Below are 25,477 nucleotides of genomic sequence, written 5' to 3'. Positions count from 1 at the left end.
CGGGCCGGCTCAGCCGCCGCCCGGCAGGGAGCCGGACAGCTGCAGCAGTTCCACGAAGGCGTCGATGCCGGCGGGGACCGGCCAGTCGAGGTCGCGCATGGCGGCGAGGTCGGCGGCGGCGCGGGCGGCGACATCGGGCACGCCCGCGTCCACGGCCTTGGCCAGGACCGCCCAGCCGGCCTCCCAGCGGGGGCGGGTGAGCTCGCTCTGCACGGCGGCGACCACGGCGATCAGGAAGGCCAGCTGCCGGTCGCCGCGCTCGGGCAGGGCGAAGGCGTCCGGGTCGGCGAGCACCCGGTCCGGGTCGGGCAGGTCGAGGTGTTCGAGGTACGAGAGCAGTTCGATCCCGGCGGCTTCGCCCACGGCGCCGGTCAGCGCGGCCGCCAGCGCCTCGCGGCCCGTGGAGGCCGCGTACCCGGTGGCGAGCAGCCGCAGGGCCATCTCCCAGGTGCGCGGGGAGGGCCAGCCGCGGCCGCGGCCGGCGGCGTCGGCCGGCATGTGGTGGACCAGGCCCGGCCGGGCGGTGAGGAAGCCGGAGACGGCGCCGCGGGCCCGGGCGGCCGCGCCGGAGGCCTTGGCGGGGTCGACGGCCGGGATGGCCACCTCGGGCCAGGTGCCGGCCATGCCGCGGGCCACGGTGCGCGGGCTGTGCGTCCAGTCGAGGTGGACGAAGCGGTTGGCGAGGGGCGGGCTGAGGTGCCAGCCGTCGGCGGCGCTGGCGGGCGGATTGGCCGCGGCGACGATCCGTACCGACGGCGGGAGTTCGAGGCTGCCGACCCGGCGTTCCAGGACCACGCGCAGCAGGGCGGCCTGCACGGCGGGCGGGGCGGAGGACAGCTCGTCGAAGAACAGCAGGCCGTGTCCGGTGCGGGCGAGGCGGACGGCCCAGTCCGGCGGGGCCATGGGGACCCCGGTGGTGGCGGGGTCCTCGCCGACGATGGGCAGCCCGGCGAAGTCGGAGGGCTCGTGGACGCTGGCGATGACGGTCTCCAGCGGCACGCCGAGCGCGGTGGCGAGCTGCCGCATGCCGGCGGACTTGCCGATACCGGGCTCACCCCACAGGAGGACGGGCTGATTGGCCGTCACGGCCAGCGCCAGGGCCTCGAGCTGGGGGTTGGCCGCGGGTTCGGTGCGGGTCGCGCTCAGCCGCCCGGCCAGGGCGTCGGCGGCGGCCAGGGCCCGGGAGGGCTGCGGCGGGGCACTCATGCGTCGTCCTCGTCCTTCTCGCGGTGCTTCATGTACTCGTCGAACCAGCCGGTGCCGATGCCGGGGTGCTCCGCGTCGACGCGCTCCCGCAGGAAGTCGAGGTCGGTGCGCCGGTAGCGGCGGATCTCCTGGGACAGCGACAGCTCCGTCCCGTCGACGACGTCGATCCGGCAGCCGGCCGCCAGCAGGGCCCTGACCAGTTCCGGCGAACCGCCCCCGTGCACGGCGGACAGCAGCGGGGTGCGCCCGTGCCTGTCCCGTGCCTCCAGGTCGAGTCCGGACGCGAGCAGCCGGGGCAGCAGTACCTCGTGGTCGAGCAGGTGGAGTTCGTGCAGCAGTCCGCGTCCGCGGGCGTCCCGGACCCGGGGGTCCACGCCCGCGTCCAGCAGCGCCGCCACCCCCGGGGTGTCGCCGTGCTGGACGCGCAGGAAGAGATCCCGCCGCTGTGCGCGCAGGGCGCGCGGCAGCCGCCCCTCACCCGTGGTCCAGGTCTGCTGCACCGCGAAGCACCCGGCGACCTTGCCGCCGAAGGCACGCATGGCGCGCTCGCGTCGCTGCTCCTCGGGGGTGTGCGGCACGTCGAGTACGCCGCCTCGCGAGCGGACCTCGTGCCATACGCCGTGGCAGCGCACCCGTACCGGCCGGCCCGTGTCGGGGCCGGGCGGCCCCACGGCCGGTCCGGCGGCGGGGAACAGCGCGGCGGACACCAGCGGGTGGAGCTCGCGCGGGGTGATCCGGCCGGTCCGCACCAGTTCGAGGTCGGGGAGCCGCTGCCAGATGTACCGCGGCAGCACGGGAACGGTGCGGGCCTCGGCCCGGCCGATGAAGCGGGCCCGCAGCCGGTCGGAGCCTTCGGGTTCCAGCAGGAGGGAGGTGCGCCAGTCGAAGGCGACCCGGAACCGGTCGCCCGCGCCGGCCGCCACGAGCCGCCTCGTCTCCGGCACCAGCCGGGAGAGCGCGATCGGGGGGTCCGCGAACAGGGCCCGCGGGTCGACCGGGCGCTCGTGCCGCTCCGGGGCGGGCACGGTCAGGTCGCACTCGATGCCCGCCGCCGCATAGGCCGCGTCCGTGTCGCCGGCGGCCTGGAGCTGGACGATCCGGGCGGCGGGGCCGGTCGGTTCGCCGAGGCGCGCGCTGAGCTCGGGCGCGCACCGGGCGTCCCAGAACGGGCGGGCGGCGGCCCAGCTCTCGGAGCACGAGCCGCCTCCCCCGTACCGGTTGGACTTCACGGGGAGGAGCTGCGCGCAGTGCAGCCGCAGCCGCTGCGGGCCCTCGATCATCGGGGGCGTGGTGACGGACAGGGTCGGGCCGTCGGCGCCGCCGTACGAGGCGAGCACGATCCGCAGGTCGGGCGCGATGGTGGTGCGGCCGCCCAGCACCCTGGGCAGGTGCCAGCGCAGCAGGTCCGGGGCGAAGTGGCGCAGGTCGTCCGCCACGGCCTCGGCGACGGCGGCGCCGTGGCGCGACGCGATCCCGGGCAGGTCGAAGCCGACGTCCACGGCGGCGGTGGCGCAGGCGGCCCGCCAGTCACCGGCGAGCCGGTGCGCGGTGGCCTGCTCGATCATCCAGGCGGGGACGGCGTAGCGGCGGATCCGCTGCCAGGCCGGACCGTCCTCGGGCGGGAAGGCGGCGGGCTGCGGGCTCACCGGTACACGCTGCCGATGGCGCGCAGGTCCGGGTGGGCGGCGCGGGCGGGGCGGAGCCGTTCGCCGAAGGAGCGCTTCACGCGGCGGGGCAGGCCGGGGCCCAGGCCGACGTACTCCAGCGGGCTGTCGGCGGGCACCGCCGCGAGCAGGCTCTTCGCGCCGCGCCCGGTGAGGCCGGTGTGGCGCAGCTCCAGGCGGCGCAGGGGGCTGCCGGGGAGGGCGGCGGCCAGGGCGTACGCCCCTTCGTCGCCGGGGTGGTTGCCGGGGGCTTCGAGGCTCCGCTCGGACATGGTCCGTCCGAGGTCGAGGGCTTCGATGCCGCCGAGGGCGTCGGCCAGGGAGCGCGCTCCGGCGGCGCCGATGCCGTTGCCGCCGAGCCCGAGGCGGACCGGGTGCGCGGAGCCGTCCGCGGCGTCGGCGAGGAGGGCGGCGCCCTGGTCGCCGAGGTGGTTGGCGGGGACGTACAGCTCGCGCACCCCGGCCTCCCGGATCAGGGCGGCGAGCAGCGGGGCGGCGGCGGCGCCGAGGCCGTTGCCGCCGAGGAAGAGCCGTTCCAGGGGCTGCTCGCGCTCCAGCAGGGCGTCGAGCAGGAGGCGTACGCCGTCGGCGCCGATCCCGGTGTTGACCAGGTCGAGGGTGCGCAGGGCGGTGTTGCGGCGCAGCAGGGCGGCGAGGCCGCGGGCGCCGTCCGCGAAGAGCGGGTTGCGCTTGAGCCAGAGGGCTCGGACCGTGGTGTCGTCGGCGAGGGATCCGGCGAGGGCGCTCATCCCGTCGGGGCCGATCCGGTTGCAGCCGAGGTAGAGGGTGTGCAGCCCGTGGCCGCCGGCGAGGGTTGCGGCCAGGGTGCGGGCGCCCGCGTCGCCGATGGCGTTGGTGCCGAGCAGCAGGTGGGCGGCGTGTGCGGAGGCGGCCGCGGCGGGCAGCAGCCGGGCGGCGCCGTCCGGGCCGAGTCCCTGCTTGCAGAGGTCGACGCGGCCGTCGGCGCGCAGGGTGCCGAGCGGGAAGGTCTCGTCGGTCTCGACGGGCCGGTCGGCGGCGAGCCGGGCGAGCAGCGGGCCGAGTGCGGCCGGGTCGGCCGGCGGCAGGTCGGGGTGCTCGATCGCGGGGCACCGTACGGGTGTCGGTTGTGTCATCACCACTCCACCGGTTCCATCGCCGGTGTCCGGCGTCGATCACGTATCCAGCGCGTATCCGTCACGTGGACGCAAGACCGGTCGGATTCGAACCGACGTCCTCCAGCTCGATGCGTGGGCGCGACGACCTCTGCGCTACGGCCTTGCTGCGGGCGATCCTACCGAGCCGACGGCCGGAAATCGATCACCAGTTTGGGCGACCGATTCCCGACTGCCGTAATGCGCCTACCAGTTACCGTCCTGTACGGGTTTGCCCGGCCTCGGGGCGTTTCCGAGCGGCTTGACCTGTGCGGGATCCGGCTCCGCCCACGGGGCGTGGTCGTCCCCGAGCCACTCCCCCACCGGCTTGACCCCGGTCAGGGGTTCCGGGGGCGCGAGGTCGGCGCCGGTCTCGTCGTAGTAGTCGAACCAGGGCAGCCCCGCCCGGGTGTAGGCGGCCCGGTCCACCGGCGAGGGCGGCGCGTCCTCGCCGGTGATGCGGCGCCACGCGGGCGGGGTCACCAGGTGGACGAAGACCCGCGCCGCCGGCTCCGGCGCCCAGGCGGAGAGCGGCCGGTCGTCGCGGTAGACCTCCTGGCGCATGGAGCCGCCGACGCCGAGCCCCATCGCCGGAGCCGCGCGCGCCGCACCCCGGTCGGGGGCCGAACCCGGCGCCGGCATCGCGGCCGCCGCCGCCATCGGCATGGGCGGGGGCGGGGGCCCGCCGTAGCCGGCGAAGCCTCCGGGGGCCGCCGGGCCCCCTCCGGGCCGGGGCGCCGGCCTGCGGGCCTCCCGCTGTGCGCGCCGCCACTCGGCCAGCGCCTGCTCCCCGAGCGGGAACGCCTGGAGCTGCACCCCGCCGGTGGTCTCCTCGCCGGTGACCTGGCCCTCGACGGTGGCGCCGAGCCCGAGCGGTACGGCGACGAACTGGCGCACCGTCCCGTCGCCCGAGTTGATCCCGTCCAGCCACGGCTGGCGGGGCAGCACCACGTAGTTCTGCGGGTCGCGGCCCAGCCGGCCCGTCCAGCGCTCTCCCGACACCGCGCACACCTTGCCGACGCCGACCTGGAGCGCGGCGGGTTCGGCGCTCCGGCCGAAGCTCAGCCACATCGCCTCGCGCAGGTACACCGGCAGCATCACGCCGCCCTTCGCCAGCCACTCCGGCGGCGCCGTGTCCGGGTAGTCCTCGACCCGCCGCAGCGGGAACTCCCCCAGCCCCGGCGGCAGTGCGTGCGTGCCCGCTTCGGGCAGCCGCAGCGTCCGTATGAAGCGGATCTGCACCCCTTCGCCCAGATGCAGCGCATTGCCGTCGACCCGTACCGAACCTGTCCCCATGCCCGCCCTTTCTCCCGCCCCGGTGCGGACCCGCCACAGGTTCTGCGGCCGAACCGGATCGTTATGCTCAAGTTTTGCTCAGATCTAGTGACGCTGTGCCCGTCGCCTTCCTAGCTTCCTCGTACACATGTCTTGACGTCCCCCCACGTTCCCGCGGTTCCACGCGCCCCAGCGACCCTGGCGGCCGTCCCGCGTTTTTCGAGGAAAGAGTGCAGCAATGAAGGTTCCCCAGGCCGGCGCGGTCGCCGCGGTGATCGCCCTCGCCCTGACCACCTCCGGCTGCGGCGGTGACGACAAGGCCGCGGGGACCCTCTCCATCGGCATCAAGTTCGACCAGCCGGGCATCGGCATGCGCGAGCCCGACGGGGGCTTTTCCGGTTTCGACGTGGACGTGGCCACTTACGTGGCCAAGCAGCTGGGCTACACGCCGGACCGGATCGAGTTCAAGCAGGTCTACAGCAACGACCGCGAACTGCTGCTCCAGTACAACGAGGTGGACTTCGTCGCCGCGAGCTACTCGATCAACGACAAGCGCAAGGAGAAGGTCGACTTCGCCGGCCCGTACTTCGTGGCTCACCAGGACCTGCTGGTCCGCGCCGCCGACACCTCGATCACCAAGGCGGAGGACCTCAACAACAAGCGGCTCTGCTCCGTGACCGGCTCCACCTCGGCCGAGAACATCAGGAAGGGGCTCGCCCCCAAGGCGAGCGTGCTGGAGCTCCCCGGGTACTCCGAGTGCCTCGTCGCCCTCCAGGACAGCATCGTCGACGCCATGACCACGGACAACTCCATCCTGGCCGGGTACGCGGCCAGGAAGGGCAACGAGGGCAAGTTCAGGCTGACGGGCCAGAACCTGAGCGTCGAGAACTACGGCATCGGCGTCAAGAAGGGCGACAAGGAGCTCCAGGGCAAGATCAACGCCGCGCTGAAGAAGATGGTCGAGGACGGCTCCTGGGAGGCGGCCGTGAAGAAGAACTTCGGCCCCGACTACAAGTACGAGCCGGCCCCGCCGATCACCACGGGCAGCTGACGATCACCGAGGCGGTGGCCGGGGCGGCCCGGTGGAGCGGACCGTCGATCGGCGAGCCCGTGCGGGCCGCGCCCCGGGCGGAGGAGGCAATGCCCTCGGGCCGGAAGCCGGACGGGGCCGAGAGGTCCCGGGCCCGGCCGGGGCGACTGATCGCCGAGGGCTTCGGGTTCGCGCGGGGCGGCGACTTCACCTTCGTCCTCAAGCGCTGAGCTCCCGGAACCGGGGCCTGCCCGGCACGATCCGCCGGATGGGCCCCGGTCGCCGCGGCCGGTCAGACCACCGGGGCCTTGCCGCGCAGGACCGTCAGGAACTCCCGCATCCAGCGCGAGTGGTCGGGCCAGGCGCGTGCCGAGACCAGGGTGCCGTCCACGACGGTCTCGGAGTCCTCGAAATCGGCCCCGGCCGCCTTCATGTCCGGTTCCAGCGCCGGGTACGCGGTCACCCGGCGGCCCGCCAGCCCCCCGGCCGCGGCCGTGATCAGCGGGCCGTGGCAGATCTGGGCGATCGGCTTGTCCGCCTCCGTGAAGGCGGCCAGGATCCGCCGCACCTCGGGGTCGTTGCGCAGGTATTCCGGCGCGCGGCCGCCCGGGACGACCAGGGCCTCGTAGTCCTCGGTGACCACGTCCGCGAAGGCCAGATCGGCCGGCCAGGTGTAGCCGGGCTTCTCGGTGTAGGTGTCGAAACCGTCCTCGAAGTCATGCACCACGAAGCGCAGCTTCTTCACCGAGGGCGCCGCGATGTGGACCTCGTACCCCTCCTCGCGCAGGCGCTGGTAGGGATACAGGACCTCCAGCGACTCCGCCGCGTCACCGGTCACGATGAGGATCTTCACTGCCATGGGCTGCTCCAGGAGGGGCTGTTCGCGGACGGACGGGCCCCGTGGGGCCACCGCTACCCTGCCCGCGGCGCACGGACGGCACACCCGCCAAGGTCCTCGCTCCCGACACATGGTTTTCACCTGTACGGCACATGACAATGTGAGCCTCGCTCTGCCACCTGACACCCCGCCAATTCCCCGGGCGGGGGCGGTGTTTGTGGAGAGGTATCCCCCACGTGATGAGAATCTCGCGCCTGACTCCCTGGGCCGCCGGCCTCGCGGCGGCCGCCCTGTTCGCCGTACCGGCCGCCGCCTCGGCCGGCCAGCAGCGGACGGCGGAGCCCCGGTCGGCCGCGGCCGCGACCGCGGCCGACGACTACTACGCCGCCGCCCAGGGCAAGACCGGCGCGGCCCTGAAGGCCGCCCTGCACGGCATCATCAAGAACCAGTCCAAGGTGACCTACGACGGCGTGTGGAACGCCCTGAAGGCCACCGACCAGGACCCGGCGAACCCGAACAACGTCATCCTCGTCTACTCCGGCCGCTCGCAGTCGAAGTCCACCAACGGCGGCGGAGCCAACGACTGGAACCGCGAGCACGTCTGGGCCAAGAGCCACGGCGACTTCGGGACCGCGACCGGCCCGGGCACCGATCTGCACCACCTGCGCCCCGAGGACGTCACCGTCAACAGCACCCGGGGCAACAAGGACTTCGACCGGGGCGGCAGCCCCGTCGGCGAGGCCCCCGGCAGCCTCACCGACGCCGACTCCTTCGAGCCGCGCGACGCGGTCAAGGGCGACGTGGCGCGGATGCTCCTCTACATGGCCGTCCGCTACGAGGGCGGCGACGGCTTCGCGGACCTGGAGCTGAACGACCGGGTCGGCAACGGCTCCGCCCCCGCGCACGGCCGGATCAGCGTGCTGAAGCAGTGGCACCAGGCGGACCCGCCGGACGCCTTCGAGCGGCGCCGCAACCAGGTCATATTCGATGTCTACCAGCACAACCGGAACCCGTTCATCGACCACCCGGAGTGGGTCGCCTCCATCTGGTGACCGCAGCGCCCGGGCCCCCGGGGCGGGCCCTCACAGGGCCGGGTAGTCCGTGTACCCGCGGGCGTCTCCGCCGAAGAAGGTGGCGGGGTCCGGGGTGTTGTACGGGCCCTGCGCACGCAGCCGCTCCGGGAGGTCGGGATTGGCCAGGAAGAGGGCCCCGAAGGCGAGCAGGTCGGCGGTGCCGTCCTCGATCAGCGTCAGCGCCCGGTGGTCGGTGGGGCCCTCGGTCGCCGGGTTCAGCACGAACGGGCCGGAGAACTGCTTGCGCAGCGCCAGCGTGGTCTCCCGGGCCTCGGGGCCGTGCTCCAGGACGTGCAGGTAGGCCAGGCCGAGCCCGTCGATCTCCTTGACCAGGGCCTCGTAGACGGGCCGCGGGTCGGGCTCGGAGATGCCGTTGTACGGGTTCCCGGGCGAGACGCGCAGCCCGGTGCGCTCGGCGCCGATCGCGGCGGCGACCGCCTTGACCACCTCGACGGCGAAGCGGACGCGGTTCTCGGCGGTGCCGCCCCACTCGTCGGTGCGCAGGTTCGAGCCCGGGGCCAGGAACTGGTGGATCAGGTAGCCGTTGGCCCCGTGCAGCTCGACGCCGTCGAAGCCGGCTTCCACGGCGTTGCGCGCGGCCTCGGCGTAGTCGGCGATGGTCGCCCGCACCTCGGCGCCGGTGAGCTCGTGCGGGGTGACGAAGTCCTTGAGGCCGTCCGCGGTGAAGACCTGGCCCTCGGCGGCGACGGCGGAGGGGGCCACGGGGACCAGGCCGTCGGGCAGCAGCGACGGGTGGCCGATCCGGCCGGAGTGCATGAGCTGCGCGAAGATCCGGCCGCCCGCCGCGTGCACCGAGTCGGTGACCTCGCGCCAGGCAGCGACCTGCTCGGCGGTGTGCAGGCCGGGGGTGAAGGGGTAGCCCTGCCCGACGGCCGAGGGCTGGATCCCCTCGCTGATGATCAGGCCGGCCGATGCGCGCTGGGTGTAGTACTCGGCGACGAGGCCGGTGGCGAGCCCGCCCTCCGCCGCCCGGCTCCGGGTCATGGGGGCCAGGGCGATGCGGTTGGGGAGCAGGCCGTCGGCGATGCGGACGGGCTCGAATGCGCTGGTCATATCTGCCTCACAGTATTAGTTGGTCGGCCAATGAATAGCCTTCGGAGGCAGCGTACCGCATTACTTGGTCGACCAAGGTAAAATCTGCGGGGCGGGTAGGATTTCCCATCCGAGACGAGAAGAGGACCGCCGCCATGACCGCGCAAGCAGCCGGGGAACCGCGCACCGAACCCGCCTGCCCGGCGCCCGGGGCCCTGCTGGACGGGCCGGTCAGTCACGCCATCAGCCGCGTGGCCCGGCTCCACCGGATCGCCGCGGGCCGCGCCCTGCGGGATCTGGGACTGCACCCGGGGCAGGAGTTCCTGATGATGCACCTGTGGGACAGCGGGGCGGTGCGCCAGTCCGAGCTGATCAAAGCGGTGGGCCTCGACCCGTCGACCGTGACGAAGATGCTCCAGCGCCTGGAGCAGGCGGGACACGTCCGGCGCCGCCCCGACCCGGCCGACCGCCGCGCCTCGCTGGTGGAGGCCACGGAGACCAGCTGCGGGCTGCTCGTCGAGGTGCGCCGGGCCTGGCGCGAGCTGGAGCGCCAGACGCTGGCCGGCCTCGACGCGGCCGAGGGCGCGGAACTGACCCGCCTCCTGGGCAAGGTGGAGACCACGCTGTGCACCGAGCTCGCCCGCGGCGGCGACGGGGACTGCGGCTCCGGCTCCGGCTCCGGCTCCGGCTCCGGCTCCGGCTCCGGCTACTGAGCGGATCCCGGACCCGGGAGGTCTACGGCGGCCCGCCGAGGCCTACGGGGGGTCCAGGCGGTCGGCCAGGCTCCGGAACCCGGTCCACGGCAGGGTGGGGGTGCGGGCGTCCCAGACCTTCTGGGACAGCGCGGCCAGCGGCAGCCGGATACCGGCCGCCACCTGGTCCTGGGTCTGGGCGCCGGACAGGTCGGCCCAGACGGCGAGGCGCCCGCCCAGGATCTGGTCCGCGTACCGCGCCGGGACGGGAGTGCTGCCGCGCAGCACCAGCGGGGTCCACTGCTCGTAGATGCGCTGCCCGGTGGGGTAGGTGAACTGGTTCGGCTCGCCGAGCACGTAGTACAGGTACTCGTCGTTGAGGTTCACGAGCTTGCGTCCCTCGCGCAGGTACTCGAGCGGCGGACGGGCCCCTATCTCCTTGCCGGTCCAGTACTCGACCTGGATGTCGTCGGCCGCCTTCGCCACGCCTCCGGCGAAGAACCCGTCGTTCCACGCCTTCAGCGCCTTGCCCGACGGGCGCACGGTGTCCGCCCGGTCGTTGAGCCAGCCCGTGGCCAGGTCCTGCACCCGGGCGTTCGCCCCGTACCGCTGCCGGGCCGCGGTGGCGAGCTGCGGGAAGGATGCCTCCGGGTCGCGGACCACCAGCGCCTGGTACTCGTCGGCGCCCAGGTGCCAGGCCCCGCCGGGGAACAGCGGCTGGTATTCACGCAGCAGTTCGTCGATGAGCTTCGCGGACGCGGGGTTCGCTATGTCCACCGCTCCCTTGACCGCCCTGCCCTGTGCGTTGCGCAGCTGGAGGTCGGGGTGCGCGCGCAGCACCGCGCCGAGGTGTCCGGGCGAGTCGATCTCCGGGACGACGGTGATGTGCAGGCGGGCGGCGAGTGCGGTGATGTCGCGCACCTGGGCCTTGGTGAGGTGCGGGGTGGAGACGACCTCGGGGTGGCTTTCGGACTCGATGCGGAAGGCCTGGTCGTCGGAGAAGTGCAGGCCGAGCTGGTTGAGTTTCAGGTCGGCCATCTCGCGCAGCCGGTCCTTTATCCAGTCGGGCGTGAAGTGCTTGCGCGCGATGTCGAGGTTGAGCCCGCGCTGCGGCTCGGCCGGCCCGTCGCGCACGGTGCCTTCGGGAGCCGAACCGGCGCTGCCCACGGCCTGTTTGAGGGTGCGGGTGCCATAGAAGACGCCGGCCTCGTCGGGGCCGGTGATGCGGACCCGGCCGTCCTTGACGTCGAGGGTGTACGACTCGGCCGGGGTGGAACCCTTGGCGCCGAGGGACAAGTGCACGTCGCCGGGGCCGGGCTCCGCGGATTCGGCGTACCCCATGCGCAGTTCACCGGCGAGCAGCCTGCCCTCGTCGGCCAGGGCCGCCTTGTCGCCCGGGGCGACGACCACGCGGGCCTCGGCGGCGGGCTTCCAGCCCGGGCCCCGGGCCGGCACGTGCTCGCGTACGGCGGGGATGGTGCGCGGGGCGGTGGACAGGGCGTAGGAGGGCGTCGGGGACGGGGCGTCCGCGGTGGGCTCCGGGGCGGGGGCGGCGGTTCGGGCCGGTGTGCTCGCGCCGGGGGGGGGGGCCGCCGGGGCGCGGGCCTGGTCGGAGGCGGCCGTACAGCCCGGTGTGGCCAGGGTGACCAGTGCGGCGACCGTGGCCGCCGCTATGCCGTGACCTCTCACGTGAAACCTCGGATTCCGGATCGTGTGCCCGCGTCCCCCTGCGTCCGTGTCCCCCGTACCCAACCTGGCACGGGGGACACGGGCGCGCGACCCGGCGGGCTCAGACCAGGGCCTCGAGCGCGGTGGCGGCGAAGCCGTGGTCCTGCTCGGGCGCGCCGCCGCCGACGCCGATGGCGCCGATGAGGCGGCCGTCGCGGTGGACGGGCAGCCCGCCCGCGATGAACAGCAGCGGACGGTCGAGGGCGGTGGGCAGGGTGTGGAAGGGGGCGCCGGGCTGGACGGCGGCGACGAGGTCGGCGGTGGGCGCGTTCAGCTGGAGCGCGGTGAAGGCCTTGCGGGTGCTGGTCTCGCCGGAGATCAGCACGGCGCGGTCGTCGCGGCGGAAGGCGAGCAGATGGCCGCCGGCGTCGAGGACGGTGACGCTGACCGTGGCCCCGGCCGCTTCGGCGGCGGCCGTGGCGGCGGCGACGAGCAGCTCGGCGTCCTCGGTGGTCAGTGGGGCGACGGCGGTACGGGTGGTGCCGGTGGCGCTGGACATGCGGCTTTCTCCTGGTGGGGGGGGTGTACGGGGGGCGGGGGCGGATCAGTGGCGGGCGGGTGCGGCGGTGGCCGCCTGGTGGTCGGGTGCGGCGGTGGCCGCCTCGGGGCCGGGTGCGGCGGTGGCCGCCTCGGGGGCCCCGGCCACCACGCGGCCGCCGCGGGCCGCGCCGCCCGCCGTACGGCGCTCCAGGGCGCCGGAGACCAGCGCGAGCACGAGGGCGGAGCCGGCCAGCGCCGCGCCGACCCAGTTCGGCGCGGTCCAGCCGAGCCCGGCGGCGATCACCAGGCCGCCGAGCCAGGCGGCCAGCGCGTTGCCCAGGTTGAAGGCGCCGATGTTGACGGCGGAGGCCAGGGTCGGCGCGCCCGCGGCCTGGTCGAGGACCCGCTTCTGGAGCGGGGGCACGGTCGCGAAGCCCAGGGCGCCGATCAGCACGACGGTGACGGCGGCGCCCGCCTTGCTGTGGGCGGTGAGCGTGAAGACGGCCAGGGTGACGGCGAGCGCGCCCAGGGAGACGTACAGCATCGGCATCAGCGCGCGGTCCGCGTACCGGCCGCCGATGAGGTTGCCCGCGACCATGCCGAGGCCGAAGAGGACGAGGAGCCAGGTCACGGAGGAGTCGGCGAAGCCCGCCACGTCGGTCATCATCGGGGTGATGTAGGTGATCGCCGCGAACACGCCGCCGAAGCCGAGCACGGTCATCGCCATCGCCAGCAGCACCTGCACGTTGCGGAAGGCGGCCAGCTCGCCGCGGATCCGTACGCCGCCTTCGGGCCGCGGCAGGTCGGGTACCAGGCGGGCGATGCCGAGCAGGCCGAGGACGCCGAGGGCCGCGACGATCAGGAAGGTGACCCGCCAGCCGAGGCTCTGGCCTACGAGGGTGCCGAGCGGGACGCCCACCACGTTGGCCACCGTCAGGCCGGTGAACATCATGGCGATGGCTCCGGCCTTCTTCTCGGGGGCGACGAGTTCGGCGGCGACGACCGCGCCGATGCCGAAGAAGGCGCCGTGGGCGAGCGAGGCGACGACGCGGCCGGTGAGCATGATCCCGAAGGCGGGGGCGAGCGCGGAGAGCACGTTGCCCGCGATGAACAGGCCCATCAGCAGCATCAGCATCCGCTTGCGGGGGATACGGGTGCCGAGCACGGTCATCAGCGGGGCGCCGAAGACCACGCCGAGGGCGTAGCCGGTGACCAGGAAGCCCGCGGTGGGGATCGAGACGCCGTAGTCGCCGGCGACCTCGGGCAACAGACCCATGATCACGAACTCGGTGGTGCCGATCCCGAAGGCCCCGATGGCGAGGGCGAGGAGGGCGAGAGGCATGAGGGGAGGTGTCCTTCAGCGGTGGGGGTGTGGTGCGGGGTGGCGCGCGGCCACCGGGGACGGCATCTTGCTACCGCCGCTTACCTGCGTCCACATTAATTGCAGACGCGGGATATTTGCAAGCGCGGGCTATTGCGTACGTGGCCTATCCTGGTGCTCATACGCGGTACCACCCGCTCCGAAGGAGGCGCCCATGACGGCCACGGACAGCGCGCTCACCGCCCTCTCCCAGGGCTGGTGCGCCCTTTCCCTCCTGCACGGGCGGATCGAGTCGCACATCGAACGCGCGCTGCAGGCGGGGCACGGCCTCAGCGTCCGCGAGTTCTCGCTGCTCGACGTCCTGAGCCGGCAGCACAACGGGCCGGGCGGGCACCTGCGCATGCACCAGGTCGCCGACTCGGTCCTGCTCAGCCAGAGCGCGACGACCCGGCTGGTCAGCCGGCTGGAGGACCGGGGTCTGCTGAGCCGCTACCTCTGCGACACCGACCGGCGGGGCATCTACACCGATGTGAGCGAGGCGGGCCTGGCCCTCCTGGCGGCCGCCCGGCCGACGAACGACACCGCCCTGCGCGAGGCCCTGGACGAAGCCGCCCGCAATCCCCAACTGGCCCCGCTGGTCGCGGTGGTGGAGAACAGCGGCCCGGCGGCCGTCTAGAAGATCAGTAATGATTTGGGGGTCAGGCCTCGCGGGTGCTGACGCGGGGCCAGACGTCTGTGTATGCAGGGGGAATGGGATGGTGAGAGCGTCGGCGAGGACGCGTGGGGGACCTGCCGGGAGTTGATCCCGGCAGGAAGTGCGTTCGCGCTCCTGGCCGGGCATCGCGAGGTGCTGTTCCCCGGGTCGGTGTTCGCGGACATGTACCCCTGGACGCATGGGGGCCCGTCGATGCCGCCGCAGGTCCTGGCCGCGACGGTGGTGCTGCAAAGCCTGCACCGGCTCTCCGACTTCGAGACGGTCCAGAACTGCCCTGTGTCCTGCGGTGGAAGGACCGTCCACGACAGCACGGTGTCCCCCCCCAGCCCCGAAGGCCGTCACATTCACAAGTACCGGACCCGCCCCCAGGACCCGCCGCCAGGAAGGGTTCCGCGCGCACGTGGCCTAGAGCCCGAGGCGGGACGGTTCACCGAGGTCACCGCCGACGAGTTCACCGCCGACACCGGTTGGGGAGGATTCTCCTGCCTGGGCCGGGCGCGACGCCTGGGCGGTACGGGGCGGACGGCCCGCCTCGCCGACCGGATGCAACAGCTGCGGCGGGCACTCCCACGAGTGCCCGCCGCAGTTCATCGTGATGCCGTCACCGGAGGAGGTACGGCTCGGAACTCACCGCCTCGGCCGGCGCGGATTCTCGTCCGCTTCCACACCGGCGGTCACATCGAGTTCGGACTCTTGGACCTCACCCTCGGCGAGGTCCTCGAGCAGTCGGACGAGTGCCTCCACGTTCGGCTTGGAGCAGCCGGTCCGGATGAAGAACTCCGGTCGTGACATCGAGGACAGCGACTCGGCCAGGACTCCTGAGATCCGCCGGAGTTCAGCGGGAGAGACGGAGATCACGATCTGGCCGTCACGTTCTGCCGCACGCATCTTGAACCACCACCTAATCCTTGGCCTGACGCTTCGCGAAGTCCTCGGCAGACTCCTTGAACGCGGTCATCGAGTATGCACTGCGCTGGATCACGGTGACGTTGCGCGCGCTGTCGTACCAGCCGACACCGCCGTTCTTCAGTGCCTTGCCGTCGCCGCGACCTGCGTAGCCATCGAGGTAATCGGCCAGCTCGTCGTCCGTCATACCCATTTCGTGGTTGTTGGGCTTGCCCGCCTTCCGCTCCTTCTCGGCTTCCTCGCGGATGTGCAGGACGCCCTGGTAGGCGGCGTCGCCGCAACCCTCCATACCGCCTGTGTTATGGACCAGGACCGCGGCCCCGCCCACCAGGACATAGTAGGTGTGAATACCTTCGACGCTGAGGTTGTAGACCTTGCGGACCTCACTCCACGCACGGGTGTTCACCACCTCGCGCAACTGGCCCTCGGGGGTGCGGAGCAAGTCCCCGGCCGTGAGGTCACCGGCCCTGAGCCACCGGCCCCGGTTGTCGACCCAGAACGGGTGCCCCTCCGTGGCCGTAACCGTGTCGGTCGCGTCCCCGGCCGCGCCGTCGGTGTCGACGGTGACCTGCAGCATCGCCTTGAGGCCTTCGCCCACGATCACCCTGGTGATCGCACGGGCCTCGGTCCTTCCGGACCGGGGGTCGGTCGCCAGAACCCGCTGCCCGACCTGAAGGCGCGCGATCGGTACGGTCGAACCGTCAGCGGTCACCACACGGGTGTCCGGAGTGAAGCTGTTGGGCCCGTCCTCGACGACGACAGGGCATTCGGGCGCCTTCCGGAACTTCTTCAGGGCCTCTTCGCCCTTGCTGATGTACTCCTTGGCCTTGGCGGAGTTCTTCAGGAAGTCGTCGAGGCCACCCACGACGCGCGAGATGGCCTTGGTGATCGCCGGCATCTCCTTGATGAGCTTGAGCGCCTTGCCCCACGGGAGGGCGCCGATCACCGCCCAGAAGCAGCTTTCGATGTTCGGCTCGGTGAAGCAGTCCTTGATGTCGCCGAAGAGGAGATCGACGAGGATCTCCCCGCCCTCCTCAAGGAGGAAGTCCTTCAGGTCCTTGTCAGCGAAGGCGCGCCACTTCTCGTACTCCTCCGGCGACAGACCCGCCTTCTTCAGTGCCCACTCGTCCAGCTTGGACAGCTTCGAGGCGCCGGTCTTGGTCCCGGCTTCCTTCGCCGCCGCCTCCCGGGCCTTGCGCTCCTGCTCGCGCTGGTACTCCTCGGCCTTCGTCGCCGCCTCGTCCGCCTCGCGGGCGTACGTGTTGGCGTTCTTGGCCGCGGCCTCCGCCGACTTGGCGTGGCCCTCCGCCGACTCCGCGAACTTGTTCGCGTCCGCGGCGTCCTTCTCCGCCTGCGCGGCAGCGCCCTGAGCAACGGTCGCCTCGTGCTCCGCCAGCTTGGCGGCGCTGTTCGCGGCCACCGCGTGGCTGTCGGCCTCGGCCGCGGCGCCCCGGGCACGGGCCGCCTCCGCCTCCGCCTGATTGGCGGCGTTACGGGCCGCGGTCGCGTCCGCGTAAGCCTGTTTGGCGGCATCGCGGGCGAGCGTGGCGTCGGCCTGGGCCTGCGCGTCGGCCTGGTTGGCGCGGGCCGCGGCCGCGCGGGCCTTGGCACCATCCTCGGCGGCCTGCGCCGCCGACTTCATGGCAGCCGCGGCGGAACGCGCGGCGCTCGCGGACGAACGCGCCGCCGCCGCGGCGGCCTTGAAGGCCGGAGCGACCTGGGCGTTGGCCCGCTGGGCCGCGGCCTCGGCGGCCTCGGCGGCCTTGACCGCCTCCGCGGCCTTCGCCTCGGCCGAGGCGACCTGCTCCGCGCCCATCCCCTCCGCCGCGGCGGCGACCTCGGCGGCGAAGTCGGCGTCGACGTCCTTGCCGGCGAACGGCGCGGTCAGCTCGATGGCCATGTTGGCCGGCTCGGCGATGCCGGCGGCCGTGCTGCGCGCCGCCGCCGCCGCCTTGACGGCGATGGTGGACTGGACCCGCGCCATCGCCGCCTCGCGGACGGCACCCTGGGCCTCCTCCTTGGTGCGGTTCGCGGCCTGGAGGGCGTTGTTCGCCCGCATGGCGGCGAGACCGGCCAGCCGGGCGGCCTCGTGCGCGGCGATGCCGGCCCGGGCCTCCTGGGCCGTGGCCTCCGCGGCCTTCTGGTTGGCGCGCTGGGCGGCGGCGCGCGTGAGGGCGGCCTCGGCCTCCGCCTTGTTCGCGGCGGCGTTGGCGGCCGCTGCGGCCGCCTCGGCCTTGTTCGCGGCCGCACCCGCCCGCGCGGCGTGCGCGGTGGCCTCGGCCGCCGCGGCCCGCGCCCGGGCGGCCGCACCCGCGGCCTCCGTCGCGGCGGAACGCGCCCGCACGGCCGCCCCGCCGGCCGTGCCGGCGGCGCTGCGGGCCTGTCCGGCCGCCTGGCCCGCCGTGTTGGCGTCGGCCCGCGCCTGGTCGGCGGCGGCCCGGGCCACACCCGCGTCGATCGTGCCGCGGGCGGAGGCGGCGATCGCCTCGGTCGCCTTGGCCCGGGCCTCCGCCGCGTCGTGCCGCTGCTCGGCCGCGAACGCGGAGTTGCGGGCGTTGCGGGCGTTGGTCTCCTCGTCCCGCGCCTTGCGGTCCGCCTCGGCTGCGATGCCGTCCTGGTGGGCGGCGGACGCGCGCGCGGACGCCGCCGTCGCGGCGGCCGCCTGCGCCTGCGCGCGGGCGGCGGAAGCCGTACGGGCCTCGGCCTCGGCGCGCGCACGCGCCGCCGCGGCGATGTCGCGCTCGCGCTCGGCCCGCACCCGGGCTGCCGCGGCGAGGTCGCGCTCACGCTCGGCGATCTTGCGCTGCTCGGCCGCGATCGCGGCCTGGCGCTGCGCCTCGATACGGGCATCGCGGGTCTTGCGGGCGTGCTCCCACGCCTCGCGCTCCGCCTGCTCCGCCGCCACGCGCGCGTCCTTGGCCCGTGCCGCGGCGGTCGCGGCGATCTTCGCCTGCTTCTCGGCGGCCTCGGCCAGCCGGGCCGCGGCCCGGGCGTGCTCCTCGGCGTTCGCCCGCCACTTCTTGGCCTGCTGCTCGTGCAGCTCGGCCTGGTTCTGGGCGTTCAGACCGGCGGCGTCGGCAGCGGTGGCGTCCACCGCGTGCTGGGCCGTCTGACTGGCCTTCACCGCGGCTTCCGCGGCGGCGGCGATGCCCGCGGCGACCTCGGACCACTGGGTGCCGTGCTCCAAGCCGGTCTGCACCAGCACATCGGCCTGGACCTTGGCCTGCGCGGCCGCGACCTGAGCGGCCTTGGCGGCGTCCTGTCCGTATCCGACCTGACGCGCGACCTCGGCCTTGACCTGGTCGTAGTTGGACAGGCGCTTGCCGGCCCGGTCGGCCGCCAGCATCCGGTCCGCCTCGCGCGCCGCCGACGCCGCCGCCGACATGGCGTTCGAGGCGGTCTTGAGCGCCTTGACGGCGTCGCCGTGCGCGGCGATCAGCTTGGTGCGGGCCTCGGCGGCGACGGCCGCCTTGCGGGCCAGCTCGCGCAGCTTCTCCGCGGCCTCCTGGGCCTCTTTCTGCGCCTTCTCGTGGGCGGCCCGGTCATCCGCGTCCTGCTGCGCCGCGACCTGGTAGCCCTTCTCCAGGAACTCCGCGATCACCGCGTCGCTCTTGGAGTCCAGCGCGGCCTGCGCGGCCTGCTTCACCGCGGGTCCGCCCACCGACGCCAGCATCTCGACGCGCTTGCGGTTCTCCTCGGCGCGCTTGGCGGCGTTCTGCTTGTCCGCCTCGTCACGCTGCTTGGCGATGTCCGCGCCGAAGGCCAGGAAGTCGGCGCGGTCCTGTGCCGTGCCCTTGAGGACCCGCTCGACCTCGGCATTGAAGAACGGGCCGCCGGTGCCGCGCAGTTTCTCGATCTGCTGGCGGTTCGCGGTATCGGCACCGGCGCGCTTGTCCTTGGCGCGCTGGCGGGCCTCGGCCTCGCCGTGCTCCAGGAACTGCCGGATGGCGTTCGGGTCGGAGCTCTCCAGCGCCTTCCTGGCGGCCTCGCGGACCTCTTCTTCCTCGTCGAACTCGGCGAAGTCCTCGACCAGCTGCCGGTCCCGCTCGTCGCTGATCTGCTGGAGCTCGGACTTCGCGGCGGGCGCCGCGCCGGCCGTCTTCGGCTTGAGCGCCCCCGCCAGCCGGTCCAGCGACGCCAGCGTCTGCGTCAGCGACGCCTTCTCGTTGCGTACGGCGGCGGTCGCGGCAGCGGCCTCGCCGGTGGCGGTGCCCAGCACCGCCACGACGACCGCTGCGGACACGGCCTTCCGGACGTTCGCGGCCACGCCCACGCGTAGCCTTCCGGCCCTGGGCCGGAACCTTTCCCACACGGGAAACCCCCTAGACGAATGGATCAAGAAATCCCCGCCCAGGTCAGCGGACGGGGTGGTCGAATGCCGTCCGGCCGGTCCCGTCAAGGACCGGCCGGACCTCGGGATCAGCCCCGGACGCGGCTCTCGCCGTCCTGGGCCCGCTCGAACATGGCCTTCCAGAACGCCGCCGCGTCGACGGCCCCGGCCTGCTCTCCGGCCCAGGCGCCCCGGCTGGTCTCGGCAGTGCCCGAGATCGCCTTCCAGAGCTCTTCGGCCGACTGCTGGGACAGCAGGGCAACGGCCCGCCAGTTCTCCGCCTGGGCAGCGGCGGCGGCCTGCTCGGCCAGCCACGCGCGCTGCGCCGCGTCGGCGTGTTCGGACACCGCCTTCCAGGCCCGCTCCGCCGCGGCGCGGGCCTGGGCCGCGTCCGCCGCGTCCTTGACGGCCGCCTCGGCCGCCGCGGCCTCCCGGATCAGGAGCGTCAGCGTGTGGTGCCGCACCGTTTCCCCGTCGGCCACGCGCGTCCGGTACGCCTCCAGGTCCAACGCCGCGCCGGTGGCCCACCCGTAGCCGAAGAACTCCGCCACGTCCGTGTCCGTGGTGGCACCCGGTCGCAGCGCCCACTGCGCCGCGACCCGTACCTGTTCGCCCGGATCGCGCTCACCGAGGGTGCGTACGAAGTCCCGGTCCCTGGCGGCGACTTCCAGCCGCTGCTGTTCGGTGGCCTCGCGCGCGGCGCGGTTACGCTGCTGCGCGTCGGCGTATCCCGTCCTCACGAACGCCGCCTGCTCGGCGACGCTCCCCTTCAGCGCCCTTGCGGCCGCCGCCCTCACCTCGGGGGAGAACCCCACCGTGTGCGTGGCCACGACGCGCTCGCAGAACGCCTTGTTCCGGGCGCGCGTGTCCCGCGCCCGCTGTTTGGCGTAATCGAAACCGCCGCCGGGCGCGAGCCACTCGAGGAGCGCCTCGTCGCCGCGGGAGCTGCGCAGCGCGTTCCACGCCGACGTCCGCACCTCGGCGGCCGGGTGCGTCTTCGCCATCGACGTCACCCGTCGGCGCGCCTCCTCTATGGCCGCGGCCAGCTCGGGCGAGGGCGTCTGCTCCGCCTGCACGCCCGGAACGGCCGATGACGCGGACGGGGCGATGGACACGGAGGACGGCGCGGTGGCCGCCATTTCGGCGTCCGCCCACGCCGGGGCCACGCCCGTGATCGCGATCCCGCCGGCCAGCACGCCGGCCGCCGCCGTCCGCCCACCCCACCACTGACGACTCACCTGAAGACCCCCTTGAGAAAAGAAAGAACGTGTTCACAGCCGAAGAGGGGCAGGGCCGTACGCCCGGCCCCGCCCCTCCGCGACTTCTACGGGCGCGCTCGCGCGCCCCCGTTCGGCAGGCCTACTTGGCCTGCTGGACCTGCCACAGCTGGGCGTCGGACCGGTTGCAGGTGTAGAGCTGCGCGTCGATGCCGTTGTCCTTCTTGGCGCCGGGGACGTCCAGGCACATGGCGGCGGCGTGCATCGGCGTCACCTCGTACAGCTTGCGGACGGGGTCGACCAGCACCAGCTGCCAGCGCTGGTGCGCACCCTGCCCGCACTTGAACTGCTGGACGGCCGCGCCCTTCTGGGTCCCCTGCTGCTGCACCTCGAGGCACTTGCCGCTGAGGACGGAGCGCAGCTCGAAGCTGCCGCCCACCGCGGCGACGGCACTCCACTTCTGGGCGTCGCTGTCGTTGCAGGTGTATTGCTGGACGTTGATGCCGTCCGTGGACTTGCCGCCTTCGACGTCCAGGCACTTGCCGCTGTGGGCGGCCGTGAGGGTGATGGCCGTCTGCGCCATCGTGGCGCGGGACCTGGCCTCCTGCGCTGCGGCCTGCGCCGCGAGCGCGGCCTCGCGAGCCGCTGCGGCGGGATCGCCATTGGCGGCCTTCTGCGCCGCTTCGGCCGCGAGGCGAGCGGATTCGGCCGCGGAACGGGCATCGGTGTCCCCGTCGGCCTGCACGGCGGTCGCGGTGCCGGCCAGCACGGCGAAGGTGGCGCCTACGGCCAGGGCGGCCCGGATGATCCGAGACATGATGGGATCGGTTTCCTCTCGCGGGATCTGGATGCTCAGGCTGCCGTGACCGGCTGGACGCGCCACTTCTGGGCGGCCGAACCGCTGCACGACGCCAGCTGCGCGGCGGCGCCGTCGTCCTTGCTGCCGGACGCGACGTTCAGGCAGCGCTGCGCGTTCGCCGCCGTGTGGGCGGGCCGCAGCTCGTACAGCTCGTTGGCGATGTCGACCATCACGAGGCGCCAGCGCTGGTTTTGCGCGCCCACGCACCACCACTGCTGGACGACCGTGCCGTTCGTGGTGCCGGAGCCCTCCACGTCGAGGCACTTGCCGGAGTGCTTGAACTTCAGCTCGAAGTTACCCGCACCGGTGGGCACCATCTCGAACTTCTGGTTCTCGGCGTCGTCGGCGCAGGTGGACTGGCCGGCGTTGGTGCCGTTGCGCAGGCCGGCGTTGCCGATCGCGAGGCACTTGCCGCTGTGCTCGGCCTTGAGCTGTACGGCAGAGGGCGCCGCGACCGCGGCGGTCACCGCGGTGACGGACGGGGTGGACGGCTCTCCGGCGGCGACGGCGACGGTCACGCCGGCGGCGAGCACGGCGGCACTGGCCCCGATGGCCAGAACGGATCGGATGATCCGAGACATGGGGTGTTTCCGTTCTTCTCAGGTGGGAGGGAAGGATTCTGCGGCGGCGGCTGCTGCGGTCAGCGCGCGAGCGGGGTGGCGACCTTCCAGGTGGCGTCCAGGGCGAAGTCCTTCTCCGCGTCGAAGCGGTTCTTGCCGCTCTTGTCGGCCGCGTGCAGGTCGCCCTGGTACTGCCGCAGGAAGCGGCCCGGCTGGCCCGCCGACTCGAACGACGTACCGGAGCCGACCAGGGGCTTCTTCGCGCACCAGGTGGCGTCCTTGCGGAACTGCGCGCTGTTGTCGCTGGCGGTCAGCCGGACCCGCAGGTCCTTCTGCATCAGGTAGTGGCCGGGCTTGCGCGCGGACTCGAAGGAGTAGCAGTTCGGCTGACCGCCCAGGGCGGGCACCACGACCCAGGTGGCGTCCTCGCGGTCGGCCTGCTTGGAGCCGGCGGACACGGGAGCGATGAACGCCTCGCCGGCGTCGACGCCGGACTGCCGGATGGCGAAGCCGGGCAGTTTGGCGTTCACCGGCTGGAGCGTCTGCCGCTTGGCCCGGTAGAGGCTCTCCTCCTTGAGGAACTGCGCGACGGCCTGGTCCCCGGCGGCCAGCGCGGCCTTCGCGGCCGCGACCAGGTTCGGGTTCACGCCGGTCTTCTCGGCAGCGGCCTGGATCTGCGTGACGAGCAGGCGGTTGGCATCGGCGATCTTCTTGCGGCGGGCCTCGTCGTCCTTCTTGTACGCCTCTTCGGCGCCGGTGTGGATGTACTGCTTCCACACGGCCGGGTCGGGGTTGAGGACCGCGCGCTGCCCCGCCGCGTACAGCTCGCTCTCCTTGGCGTCGGCCGGTGCGACGCGCAGCAGTTCGCGGATGAAGTTGTCGTCGCTGAGGACCAGCATGGCGTCGGTCACCGCGACGCGGAACAGTGCGGCCGCGTTGGCGCGGGCCGCCTGCTCCTTGCGGCGCTCAGCCTCCTCGCGATTCCGCTCCTCCAACTCCTTGAGCTCCTTGGCCACGTCGCGCTGGTGGGCCTCGCGGGCGCCGTTGGTGATGAACTCCCGCCAGGCGGCGGCGTCGCCGGCCAGGGCCGTCGCGGCGGCGGCGCGGACCTCGGGACCGGCGGCCTCGTGCCGCATCACGGCGCGGATGAAGTTGTCGTCGCTGAGGTCGAGGAGGTCGGGGCTGTTCGGGATACCGACCGCGATCAGAACCTGGGACTTGGCGAGCCGGGCGTCGCGGGCGGCGTCGGCCTTGTCCTTCTCGCGCTGCTTGTCGACGGCGTACGCCTCGTGGATGCCGGTGGCGATGAACGCGACGTGCTCGTCGGCCACGTCGCTGATCATGGCTCCCTCGGCGGCCAGCCGCACGGAGTCGAAGGCCTCCCCGCCGTCGCGGGCCTTCTGCCAGAGGGCGTGGATGAAGTCGATGTCGCTGAGCAGCAGTACGTCCGGGCTCGGGTCGAGGCGCACGACGGCAGCGGCGTCGACGCGCTGCTTGTCGGTGGTCCCGATCCCGGCGGCGGCCACGGCGGCGGACGGGGCGGCGAGCGCGATGAGCGGCGCGGCCACGCCGCTGACGGCGGCCAGCGCGGTGGCCGTCACGAGCCCGCGCGTCACGGCCTTGGTCATGCGACGGGAGTTCGAGTAGCTCTTCTTCATTCTGCTTTCGGTTTCCCCCTGCTAGGCCCGCACGCAGTTCCCCATGCGTGCGGGATGGTCGGTGGGCGCAGTCTTGGAGATCACCAAAGGTCAGTCAAAACGGAATTGACCGCTCCCGCCCGGTTGCTGCCAATCTGGCGATTTATTGAGGGCTTTTCAGTCAATTTTCCGCTGAAACTAGTCTTGCGGTCGGGCCGACGAGGGCTGGGGCATCGTGCGAAATGGTCGATTTCATGGACCGGAAGAGCCAGAGCGCGCGGACCCCTTCCGCTCTTGACGAGCCCTCCCGACCCAGTCGTCACACCGGCTACGGGACCGTCGGCCAGCCGGTGTACGGCCTTGACCGCCCGTCGGCGACAGGACACAAGGGCAAGGTGTGGGCTGGTCCACACCAGGATTTCGCAGCGCTACTGACGGGTAGAATCCGCGCCTCGCAGGCGGGGGCGAGAGGCTCGGGGATCCGGACTCCGGCGCCGGCACAGCGCCCGGCGCGGGCCGGGCCGCGCCCTGAAGGACTTCCCTACCGCCCGGGCTCCGAGGGGCTGGGGGTCACCGCGCCCGGGGCCGAGGGGGAGCTCGGGGGCCGGCCCGCCGAGGGGGTCGCGGACTTCGACGGCGGGAGCGGGCTCCCCGCCGGGCTCCCCGCCGAGGTCGGCGCCGCGGAGGGCGAGGCGCTCGGATCCGGGCTCGGCGCCGTGCTCGGCACCGTGCTCACGGACGGGGTCGGCGAGGAGGACGGCGTCCGCGACGGCGTCGGCGGCCCGATCTCGGGCGGGGCGGCGGGCGGGGCGGGCCGCAGCGGGGCGGGCTCCGGAGCCGACACGAGGTAGCCCACCACGGCCGCCGCCGCGGCGGCCAGCCCGGCCAGCGGCAGCCCGAGCCCGCGCAGCCGCAGCGGCAGCGGCAGTGCCGGGAACCTTCGAACCCGCGGCCCCGGCGGATCGGCGGGGCGCAGCGCGCGGACCGTGATCCCGGCCGCACGGGCGTCCAGGGCCTCCCGCAGCCGGCCTTCGACGGGGCGTTCGAGCGGGCCTTCGCCGTACGTCATACCCGTCCCTCCAAAATCCGTTCCAGCGCGTCCAGCGCCCTGCTCGCGTTCGACTTCACCGCTCCCCGGCTGATCCCGAGGGTGTTCGCGATCTCCGCTTCGCTGAGGTCGGCCCAGTACCGCAGCACCAGCACCTGGCGGCGGCGCGGGGTCAGCCGGCCGAGCGCGGCGAGCACTTCGCGGTGCGCCTCGTCCAGGACCACGTGCGCCTCCGCGGACGGTACGTCGGCCGGCGCGGGAGGGGTCCAGGCCCGGACGGTGCGCCGGCGGCGCAGGACCGAGCGCGAGGTGTTGACCACGGAGGTGCGCAGGTAGCCCAGGGCGTTGTCCACCTCGGTGATGTGCTCGCCGTGGCGGCGGTACAGGGCCGTGAAGGCGTCCTGGACCACGTCCTCGGCGGTGGCCAGGTCGTCGACGAGGAGCACCGCCAGCCGGACCATGCGCAGCCGGTGCGCGTGGTAGAGCGCCGTGACGGTGGGCGGCGGGTCCCCGGGACCGGCCGCGGCGTCGCCGCCGTACGGGATTGGGCTCGGGCTCTCGTACGGGCCTTCGTACGGGAGCCCGTACGGCCGGGGCCCCGCCGCCGGAGCGGAGCGGTCGCGGCGCAGCAACGACCACAGGCCCCGCCACGCCCGGGCGAAGCCGGGCGTGAGGGGGCCGACGGGTGGTGCGAGGTGGAGCACAGGGTTCC

At 73.6% G+C, this 25,477-nt stretch carries 22 protein-coding genes and 1 pseudogene; 4 read left to right on the top strand and 19 right to left on the bottom strand.

Features of this window, described 5'->3' with window-relative positions; all coding sequences use genetic code 11:
* Positions 1-9: 9 nt before the first annotated feature.
* From BGK67_RS29940 to BGK67_RS29925, 5 genes and pseudogenes are all read right to left on the bottom strand, one after another.
* The gene (locus BGK67_RS29940; RefSeq protein WP_069923002.1) at positions 10-1,206 is read right to left on the bottom strand and encodes an AAA family ATPase; all 1,197 of its coding nucleotides are present in this window, start codon (positions 1,204-1,206) and stop codon (positions 10-12) included.
* On the bottom strand, positions 1,203-2,852 hold the full coding sequence (locus BGK67_RS29935) for an ankyrin repeat domain-containing protein (RefSeq protein ID WP_069923001.1): 1,650 nt from the start codon (positions 2,850-2,852) through the stop codon (positions 1,203-1,205). The genes BGK67_RS29940 and BGK67_RS29935 overlap by 4 nt, the downstream gene beginning before the upstream one ends.
* Positions 2,849-3,985: a leucine-rich repeat domain-containing protein gene (locus tag BGK67_RS29930; protein ID WP_069924204.1), complete on the bottom strand. Its 1,137-nt coding sequence runs from the start codon at positions 3,983-3,985 to the stop codon at positions 2,849-2,851. The genes BGK67_RS29935 and BGK67_RS29930 overlap by 4 nt, the downstream gene beginning before the upstream one ends.
* Positions 3,986-4,057: 72 nt before the next feature.
* Positions 4,058-4,130 (bottom strand): annotated as a pseudogene (locus BGK67_RS39125).
* 80 nt (positions 4,131-4,210) lie between these two features.
* Positions 4,211-5,299, bottom strand: coding sequence for a hypothetical protein (locus BGK67_RS29925; RefSeq protein ID WP_069923000.1), 1,089 nt, complete (start codon positions 5,297-5,299; stop codon positions 4,211-4,213).
* Positions 5,300-5,516: 217 nt separating this feature from the next.
* Here BGK67_RS29925 and BGK67_RS29920 point away from each other — a divergent pair, with 217 nt between their 5' ends.
* A complete protein-coding gene (locus BGK67_RS29920) occupies positions 5,517-6,329 on the top strand; it encodes a glutamate ABC transporter substrate-binding protein (RefSeq protein ID WP_069922999.1) in 813 nt (270 codons plus the stop codon).
* Here the strand turns inward: BGK67_RS29920 and BGK67_RS38405 are convergent.
* Complete coding sequence (locus BGK67_RS38405) at positions 6,313-6,531, bottom strand: hypothetical protein (protein ID WP_141754086.1); 219 nt, start codon at positions 6,529-6,531, stop codon at positions 6,313-6,315. The genes BGK67_RS29920 and BGK67_RS38405 overlap by 17 nt on opposite strands.
* A 69-nt stretch (positions 6,532-6,600) precedes the next feature.
* On the bottom strand, positions 6,601-7,167 hold the full coding sequence (locus BGK67_RS29915) for a DJ-1/PfpI family protein (RefSeq protein WP_069922998.1): 567 nt from the start codon (positions 7,165-7,167) through the stop codon (positions 6,601-6,603).
* Positions 7,168-7,385: 218 nt separating this feature from the next.
* Here BGK67_RS29915 and BGK67_RS29910 point away from each other — a divergent pair, with 218 nt between their 5' ends.
* On the top strand, positions 7,386-8,198 hold the full coding sequence (locus BGK67_RS29910) for an endonuclease I family protein (RefSeq protein WP_069922997.1): 813 nt from the start codon (positions 7,386-7,388) through the stop codon (positions 8,196-8,198).
* Between the two features lie 30 nt (positions 8,199-8,228).
* Here BGK67_RS29910 and BGK67_RS29905 read toward each other — a convergent pair whose 3' ends face one another.
* On the bottom strand, positions 8,229-9,233 hold the full coding sequence (locus BGK67_RS29905; protein ID WP_432215532.1) for an alkene reductase: 1,005 nt from the start codon (positions 9,231-9,233) through the stop codon (positions 8,229-8,231).
* A gap of 194 nt (positions 9,234-9,427) precedes the next feature.
* On the opposite strand from BGK67_RS29905, the gene BGK67_RS29900 reads away from it, so the two are divergent.
* Positions 9,428-9,985, top strand: coding sequence for a MarR family winged helix-turn-helix transcriptional regulator (locus BGK67_RS29900; protein ID WP_079154445.1), 558 nt, complete (start codon positions 9,428-9,430; stop codon positions 9,983-9,985).
* Positions 9,986-10,027: 42 nt separating this feature from the next.
* Here BGK67_RS29900 and BGK67_RS29895 read toward each other — a convergent pair whose 3' ends face one another.
* The 3 genes from BGK67_RS29895 to BGK67_RS29885 form a co-directional block, all read right to left on the bottom strand.
* A complete protein-coding gene (locus BGK67_RS29895) occupies positions 10,028-11,653 on the bottom strand; it encodes a family 20 glycosylhydrolase (RefSeq protein WP_069922995.1) in 1,626 nt (541 codons plus the stop codon).
* Between the two features lie 100 nt (positions 11,654-11,753).
* On the bottom strand, positions 11,754-12,191 hold the full coding sequence (locus tag BGK67_RS29890; protein ID WP_069922994.1) for a GlcG/HbpS family heme-binding protein: 438 nt from the start codon (positions 12,189-12,191) through the stop codon (positions 11,754-11,756).
* A 45-nt stretch (positions 12,192-12,236) separates the two neighbouring features.
* Positions 12,237-13,514, bottom strand: a complete 1,278-nt coding sequence (locus BGK67_RS29885; RefSeq protein WP_069922993.1) for an MFS transporter — start codon at positions 13,512-13,514, stop codon at positions 12,237-12,239.
* A 193-nt stretch (positions 13,515-13,707) separates the two neighbouring features.
* On the opposite strand from BGK67_RS29885, the gene BGK67_RS29880 reads away from it, so the two are divergent.
* Complete coding sequence (locus tag BGK67_RS29880) at positions 13,708-14,169, top strand: MarR family winged helix-turn-helix transcriptional regulator (protein WP_069922992.1); 462 nt, start codon at positions 13,708-13,710, stop codon at positions 14,167-14,169.
* Positions 14,170-14,835: 666 nt separating this feature from the next.
* Here the strand turns inward: BGK67_RS29880 and BGK67_RS39120 are convergent.
* The 8 genes from BGK67_RS39120 to BGK67_RS29840 form a co-directional block, all read right to left on the bottom strand.
* A complete protein-coding gene (locus BGK67_RS39120) occupies positions 14,836-15,096 on the bottom strand; it encodes a hypothetical protein (protein WP_069922991.1) in 261 nt (86 codons plus the stop codon).
* A 13-nt stretch (positions 15,097-15,109) separates the two neighbouring features.
* Positions 15,110-19,381, bottom strand: coding sequence for a polymorphic toxin-type HINT domain-containing protein (locus BGK67_RS29870; RefSeq protein ID WP_167739607.1), 4,272 nt, complete (start codon positions 19,379-19,381; stop codon positions 15,110-15,112).
* A gap of 152 nt (positions 19,382-19,533) precedes the next feature.
* Positions 19,534-20,682 (bottom strand): hypothetical protein, encoded by a 1,149-nt coding sequence (locus BGK67_RS40805; RefSeq protein WP_069922990.1) that lies wholly within the window; start codon positions 20,680-20,682, stop codon positions 19,534-19,536.
* Positions 20,683-20,803: 121 nt separating this feature from the next.
* A complete protein-coding gene (locus tag BGK67_RS29860; protein ID WP_069922989.1) occupies positions 20,804-21,478 on the bottom strand; it encodes an RICIN domain-containing protein in 675 nt (224 codons plus the stop codon).
* A 35-nt stretch (positions 21,479-21,513) separates the two neighbouring features.
* A complete protein-coding gene (locus BGK67_RS29855) occupies positions 21,514-22,101 on the bottom strand; it encodes an RICIN domain-containing protein (protein WP_069922988.1) in 588 nt (195 codons plus the stop codon).
* A gap of 59 nt (positions 22,102-22,160) precedes the next feature.
* Entirely contained in the window at positions 22,161-23,738 is a 1,578-nt protein-coding gene (locus BGK67_RS29850; RefSeq protein WP_244291354.1) for an AbfB domain-containing protein, read from the bottom strand.
* Positions 23,739-24,258: 520 nt separating this feature from the next.
* A complete protein-coding gene (locus tag BGK67_RS38400; protein ID WP_141754085.1) occupies positions 24,259-24,786 on the bottom strand; it encodes a hypothetical protein in 528 nt (175 codons plus the stop codon).
* Positions 24,783-25,469 (bottom strand): RNA polymerase sigma factor, encoded by a 687-nt coding sequence (locus BGK67_RS29840; protein WP_069922985.1) that lies wholly within the window; start codon positions 25,467-25,469, stop codon positions 24,783-24,785. Before BGK67_RS29840 ends, BGK67_RS38400 begins: the two co-directional genes overlap by 4 nt.
* Between the last annotated feature and the right edge of the window lie 8 nt (positions 25,470-25,477).

Source organism: Streptomyces subrutilus (assembly GCF_001746425.1).
GTDB lineage: Bacteria > Actinomycetota > Actinomycetes > Streptomycetales > Streptomycetaceae > Streptomyces > Streptomyces subrutilus_A.
This window is presented reverse-complemented; position numbering and strand designations above follow the sequence as displayed.

Excerpts from the sequence above, each read along its gene's own strand:
- BGK67_RS29940 (WP_069923002.1), bottom strand. The coding sequence starts at position 1,206 with ATGAGTGCCCCGCCGCAGCCCTCCCGGGCCCTGGCCGCCGCCGACGCC.
- BGK67_RS29930 (WP_069924204.1), bottom strand. The coding sequence starts at position 3,985 with ATGACACAACCGACACCCGTACGGTGCCCCGCGATCGAGCACCCCGAC.
- BGK67_RS29925 (WP_069923000.1), bottom strand. The coding sequence starts at position 5,299 with ATGGGGACAGGTTCGGTACGGGTCGACGGCAATGCGCTGCATCTGGGC.
- BGK67_RS29920 (WP_069922999.1), top strand. The coding sequence starts at position 5,517 with ATGAAGGTTCCCCAGGCCGGCGCGGTCGCCGCGGTGATCGCCCTCGCC.
- BGK67_RS29915 (WP_069922998.1), bottom strand. The coding sequence starts at position 7,167 with ATGGCAGTGAAGATCCTCATCGTGACCGGTGACGCGGCGGAGTCGCTG.
- BGK67_RS29910 (WP_069922997.1), top strand. The coding sequence starts at position 7,386 with ATGAGAATCTCGCGCCTGACTCCCTGGGCCGCCGGCCTCGCGGCGGCC.
- BGK67_RS29900 (WP_079154445.1), top strand. The coding sequence starts at position 9,428 with ATGACCGCGCAAGCAGCCGGGGAACCGCGCACCGAACCCGCCTGCCCG.
- BGK67_RS29890 (WP_069922994.1), bottom strand. The coding sequence starts at position 12,191 with ATGTCCAGCGCCACCGGCACCACCCGTACCGCCGTCGCCCCACTGACC.
- BGK67_RS29885 (WP_069922993.1), bottom strand. The coding sequence starts at position 13,514 with ATGCCTCTCGCCCTCCTCGCCCTCGCCATCGGGGCCTTCGGGATCGGC.
- BGK67_RS29880 (WP_069922992.1), top strand. The coding sequence starts at position 13,708 with ATGACGGCCACGGACAGCGCGCTCACCGCCCTCTCCCAGGGCTGGTGC.
- BGK67_RS39120 (WP_069922991.1), bottom strand. The coding sequence starts at position 15,096 with ATGCGTGCGGCAGAACGTGACGGCCAGATCGTGATCTCCGTCTCTCCC.
- BGK67_RS29860 (WP_069922989.1), bottom strand. The coding sequence starts at position 21,478 with ATGTCTCGGATCATCCGGGCCGCCCTGGCCGTAGGCGCCACCTTCGCC.
- BGK67_RS29855 (WP_069922988.1), bottom strand. The coding sequence starts at position 22,101 with ATGTCTCGGATCATCCGATCCGTTCTGGCCATCGGGGCCAGTGCCGCC.
- BGK67_RS29850 (WP_244291354.1), bottom strand. The coding sequence starts at position 23,738 with ATGAAGAAGAGCTACTCGAACTCCCGTCGCATGACCAAGGCCGTGACG.
- BGK67_RS38400 (WP_141754085.1), bottom strand. The coding sequence starts at position 24,786 with ATGACGTACGGCGAAGGCCCGCTCGAACGCCCCGTCGAAGGCCGGCTG.